The organism is Thermoanaerobaculia bacterium (assembly GCA_035717485.1).
GTDB lineage: Bacteria > Acidobacteriota > Thermoanaerobaculia > UBA5066 > DATFVB01 > DATFVB01.
Genome location: DASTIQ010000240.1, coordinates 1 through 4699, shown reverse-complemented (window position 1 = coordinate 4699; position 4699 = coordinate 1). Strand labels below are relative to the sequence as shown.

The 4699-nt window shown below is 66.4% G+C and carries 5 protein-coding genes and 3 tRNA genes; 2 read left to right on the top strand and 6 right to left on the bottom strand.

Annotated elements, in window-relative coordinates; genetic code table 11:
- Positions 1 to 71: 71 nt before the first annotated feature.
- The 6 genes from VFS34_12850 to lexA form a co-directional block, all read right to left on the bottom strand.
- Entirely contained in the window at positions 72 to 2150 is a 2079-nt protein-coding gene (locus VFS34_12850) for a chloride channel protein (GenBank protein HET9795336.1), read from the bottom strand.
- Complete coding sequence (locus tag VFS34_12845; GenBank protein ID HET9795335.1) at positions 2137 to 2349, bottom strand: hypothetical protein; 213 nt, start codon at positions 2347 to 2349, stop codon at positions 2137 to 2139. The genes VFS34_12850 and VFS34_12845 overlap by 14 nt, the downstream gene beginning before the upstream one ends.
- A gap of 24 nt (positions 2350 to 2373) precedes the next feature.
- On the bottom strand, positions 2374 to 2943 hold the full coding sequence (locus VFS34_12840; protein ID HET9795334.1) for a hypothetical protein: 570 nt from the start codon (positions 2941 to 2943) through the stop codon (positions 2374 to 2376).
- A 173-nt stretch (positions 2944 to 3116) separates the two neighbouring features.
- Positions 3117 to 3202: transfer RNA gene (locus VFS34_12835), tRNA-Leu, on the bottom strand.
- An 11-nt stretch (positions 3203 to 3213) separates the two neighbouring features.
- Positions 3214 to 3288: transfer RNA gene (locus VFS34_12830), tRNA-Cys, on the bottom strand.
- Positions 3289 to 3338: 50 nt separating this feature from the next.
- Positions 3339 to 3938 carry a transcriptional repressor LexA gene (gene lexA / locus VFS34_12825; GenBank protein ID HET9795333.1) on the bottom strand — a complete coding sequence of 200 codons (600 nt, stop codon included), beginning with the start codon at positions 3936 to 3938 and terminating at the stop codon, positions 3339 to 3341.
- Between the two features lie 136 nt (positions 3939 to 4074).
- Between lexA and VFS34_12820 the strand changes: the two genes are divergently transcribed.
- Together VFS34_12820 and VFS34_12815 are read left to right on the top strand one after the other, a co-directional pair.
- Complete coding sequence (locus VFS34_12820; GenBank protein HET9795332.1) at positions 4075 to 4434, top strand: response regulator; 360 nt, start codon at positions 4075 to 4077, stop codon at positions 4432 to 4434.
- Between the two features lie 110 nt (positions 4435 to 4544).
- Positions 4545 to 4621 (top strand) — tRNA-Pro (locus VFS34_12815).
- Positions 4622 to 4699: the final 78 nt, after the last annotated feature.

Here is a 4699-nt window from a genome sequence, read left to right as displayed (position 1 = left end):
CTCGCACCCGCGACCGTGAAATCCAGCCGCGGGTGAGAGCCCGAGGCCGCGCCGGACCCCACCCCTGACGATCATGCCGGGAGCTCCGGCGCCGCGGGTTCCGAGCGCCGCGAAAACCGGGCGATCGCATCGTCGGTCGCGAGCACGACGAGGCGGTCGGCTCGCTCGAGCCGGTCCGTCGCGGCGGGAACGAAGCGCCGTTCCAGGCCGTCGCGCCCGAGCCGTTTGATCGCGAGGATCGTGATGCCGAACCGGCTCCGGAGCGCGGTCTCCCCCACCGTCTGCCCCACGAGATCGGGCGGCACGTCCAGCTGAGAGAGCCGATGCTGCTCCGGGAGCTCGAAGTAGTCGACCTGCCGGCCCCCCTCCAGATCGCTCCGGGAAACCCGAGCGAAAAGATGGCTCTGCCGGAGCGACTCGCGCTCGAAGGCCCCGAGGAGGTCGCGCCGGGTGACCATCCCGAGGAATTTGCGGTTCGCCGTCGAGTCGACGACCGGAAGCCAGCCGAGATCCCTCAGCCACAGCTTCTCGTTGACCGATGCGAGCGACTCCTCCGGCGTCACGAACGGTATTTCGCGCACGAGGTCGCCGGCGATGATGAGGTTCGCGATCGACGGATCGGCGAGATCCGGATCGCCGAGCACGTCTTTCAGATCGTGGAGGTCGATCACCCCCAGGAGCCGCCCCTCCGCGTCGCCCACGAAGAAGTAATAGACCCGGGTCTGGAGGAACGCCTTCATGATCTCGGGGAGCCGCATCGTCTGCGGGATCAGCTCGACATCGGTCCGAAAGATGTCGCGGACGCGGAGGCTGGCGAGAGCCGTCGATTCCGGGGTCTCGTTCCATTCGACGCCCGACTCCCGCAGCTCCTCGACGTAAACGGACTCGCGCTCGAAGATCTTCGCGCCGGAGATCGCCAGCAGCGCCACGATCATCATCGGCAGGACCAGCCCCTCGTTCTGGGTGAGCTCGACCATCATGATGATCGCGAGAAACGGAGCGCGGGTCGTCCCGGCGAGGAGCCCGCCCATTCCCAGCAGGGCGTAACCGGAAATCGGCGACGCCAGGTGCGGAAAGACCCGGGCGACGACGATCCCGACCGCGCCGCCGAGCGCCGCTCCCGTCATGAGGGCGGGGGTGAAGACGCCGCCCACTCCCCCCGAGCCGATCGTGAGCGCGGTCGCGAGAATCTTGGCGGCGAAGATCGCGAGGAAGAACCAGAGGACCGGGCGCGCGCTCAGGAGGTGGTTCGTCCCCTCGAAGCCGTTTCCCCACACCTCCGGGAAAGCGAACGCGAGCGCTCCCACGCCGAGCCCTCCCACCGTCATCCGCCACTCGTCGTTCCATCCCAGGCGCTGGAAGAGCTTCTTGGAGAGGCGGAGCGTCCGCATGAAGACGACCGAGCCGAGCCCCGCGAGGATCCCGAGAGCGAGAAACGGAATCGTCTGCGGGACCGAGCCGAGCTCGAACGCGGTGACCCGGTAGAGCGGCGCGTTGCCGAGGACGGCGCGCGTCAGGAGCGCGGAGACGAACGCCGAGACGATCGCGGGACCGAATACCGCGAACGTGAACGAGCCCATGACGAGCTCGACGACGAAGAACGTCGCGGAAATCGGCGTGTTGTAGGCGCCGGCGACGCCCGCGGCCATCCCGCAGGCGACCAGCACGCGCGCTCGCTCCGGCGAGACCTTGATTCCGCGGGCCACGACGGAGGCGAAGGCGGCCCCCATCTGGATGATCGGCCCCTCGCGTCCTTCCGAGCCTCCGGTCGAGATCACGACGGCCGAGGACGCGGTCCGCGCCAGCGACTGCCGGAAGCGCACCGTCCGCCGCCCCACCGCGACGACCTCCATGATCTGGGCGATTCCCATCGTGCCGCCCGTGCGGACGAAGAGCCGCGCGATGACCCCGCCCGCGAGGCCGCCCGCCGCCGGGATCAGGAGCCGTTTCCACAGAGCCAGTCGGCTCGCACCGGAGACGACGTCCGGGCTGCCGACCAGGCGCGTCGTCAGCCACACCGTCGCGATGCGAAAGGCGATCGCGCCCGCGGCGCCGAGGACGCCGACGAGAACGGCGAGCGCGAGGAACTGGGTGTTCGGATCTCTCCAGAAGAACCGCGCGAACCGGATTCGGCGGCTAGTCCTCGGCAAGCTCCGACTCTCCTTCCTCGCCCGCGAAGAAGAACGTGTCCCCGCATCGGCTGCCGCAAAATTCACGGCCGCCCCTCTTGACCGAGCACTCCCGGCAAAAGAGGCGGCCGCACATCGGACACGCGACCAGCACGTCGGGGAAGAGAGGATTCGGGACGAGCTGCCGGGAGCACACCATGCACCGAATCTCTTCGGCCATGGCTCGAGTCTACCTCGCGGCGAACTACTTCGCTTTCTCTTCCTTCTCGAACCGCAGCGTCTCGCCGGTCTTCGCGTCCTTCAGCGTGACGCGGTTCGGCTCGATCTCCACGCGCCAGGAGCGCCCGGCCGTGCCGCGGATCGCGCGGGCGCAGTCGCTCGGACGGGTCTCGCCGCCGAAGCCGTCGCCCTCCACCTTGAGGTAGAGGCCGCAGGCCGCGTTCAGCTCGTCCGGCGAGAAGCGGCCGGCCGAGGGAGAGATGCCGCTGACCGCCGGATTGAAATGCGGGATGTACCCGATGTGGATCGAGTCTCCCTGCGTTTCGATCCGGAGGAGCGCCTGCTCGCGGATGTTCGTCTTCTCGAACTGGCCCGATACCGTGACGAAGTAATCGTACGGGTTCGAGAGGTTGATCGTGACCGGCGTGATCTGCAGCGTCAGGTTGTTGCCCGGCGTCACGCCGCGGTACATCCCCGCGAAATAGCGCGACAGGTTGTCGATCGGCGCCGGGGCGGCGCCGGCCGTCATCGCCGTGACGAGAACCAGCAGACCCATCACCGATGCCCGGATGCTCTGTGTTTTGGAAATACTCATCGGTTCACTCCTTCGACTTCGACCCCGAGCGAAAAGCGTACCGCAGACTGACCTTTTCGTTTGTTGGGTTTAATAATGGGAAGTGGCCTCAACGGATTCGGATTGTCCGCGCGGGGAGACAACTTCAGAGAAGCGGAATCCGTTCCCCGTGAAAAAGCCAGCAGGCCGGGAAATGCCGGAGGCCGGGGTCGAACCGGCACGACCCTTTCGGGTCTGGGGATTTTAAGTCCCCTGCGTCTGCCCATTTCGCCACTCCGGCTCGGTTCGGTGTGGAGGCGACGGTGGGAATCGAACCCACGCATAAAGGTTTTGCAGACCTCTCCCTTACCACTTGGGTACGTCGCCCCGGTTGACGGGCCGATTGTATCAAGGCCACCCGGAGCGGGCGATCCGCTTCAGCGGCCGTAATTACGAATGAGCCCGGTGACGATTCCCTGCACCCGGACGTCCCGGGCGTCGGCGTAAATCGGCTTCATCGCCGGATTGGCGGGCTGCAGGCGGACCTTCTTTCCCTCCGCGTAGAAGCGCTTGAGCGTCGCTTCCCCGCGGACCAGGGCAACGACCGTCTGGCCGTTCTCGGCCTTGTCGCGCCGCGCGACCACGATGAAGTCTCCGTCGCGGATGCCGTCGTCGACCATGGAGTCCCCGCGAACCTTCAGGACGAAGTGGTCGCCCTTGCCGAGGAGCGAAGGGGGGACCTCGATCGTGTCGCGATCCGGGAACGGCTCGATCGGATGCCCGGCGGCGACCTGCCCGAGAACGGCGACGAGCGGAGCGGGAGCCGCCGCTTCGACCGGAGCCACGCTCCGGCTCTTGTTCCAGTCGCGAGTCAGCGCCTTCTTCTCTTCCAGGAGCCTCAAATGCTTCTGGACGGTTCCGAACGACGAGAGGCCGAAGAACTCGCGGATCTCCCGCTGCGTCGGCGAGATGCCGTGGGTGCCGCGATACCGCGTGATGAAATCGAGGATCTCCTTCTGGCGCTTCGTGAGATTCATCCACACCTCGCTTCGGGAAAAGGCCGAGGGAACCACCGCGGCCGGCGCCTGATCAGTCCCGCCGACCCGTCGGCCATGTCGGAAAGGATAGGCGTAAATGAGGCGCAAGTCAAGCAGTGGAATAATCGGGATCACGATGAAAACGGTGCTCCTGGTCGAAGACGATCAAACCTTGCGCACCAGCCTCTGCGAGTTGCTCGAGTCGGAAGGGTATAAGGCGCTCGCCGCCGGAAACGGATTCGAGGCCGTCGATCTCCTTCGCCACGAGCCGCACCCCGATCTCATCCTTCTCGACCTGATGATGCCGGTGATGAACGGCTGGGCTTTCCTGAAGTATCGCAACGAGCACTCCGTGCTCTCCTCGGTTCCCGTCGTCGTGACCACGGGGTGGAAGGAAGTCCCCGGCGAAGCAGAGGTCATCGGCGTTCAAGGTTATCTGCGGAAGCCGCTCGACCCCAAGGAAGTGCTCGAAACCGTCCGCAAGCACTGCGGCTGATGCCACCCCCCTCCTCGGTGGCGGGCCTCGAGTTTCCGACCGCTCGCGAACGGCGGTGTTCCCGCGCGTCTTGAGTCCCCCGGAGATTCGGGATATAAACGGCTTCCTTTCGGGGCGTAGCGCAGACTGGTAGCGCACTCGGTTCGGGACCGAGTGGTCGGAGGTTCAAATCCTCTCGCCCCGACCAAAACCTTTCCGCCTGCGCTTCGCTCGGCTTTCGAGGCGTTCGCCGCCCGCCCTCTCGCGACGCGCGCCAGGCCTACCG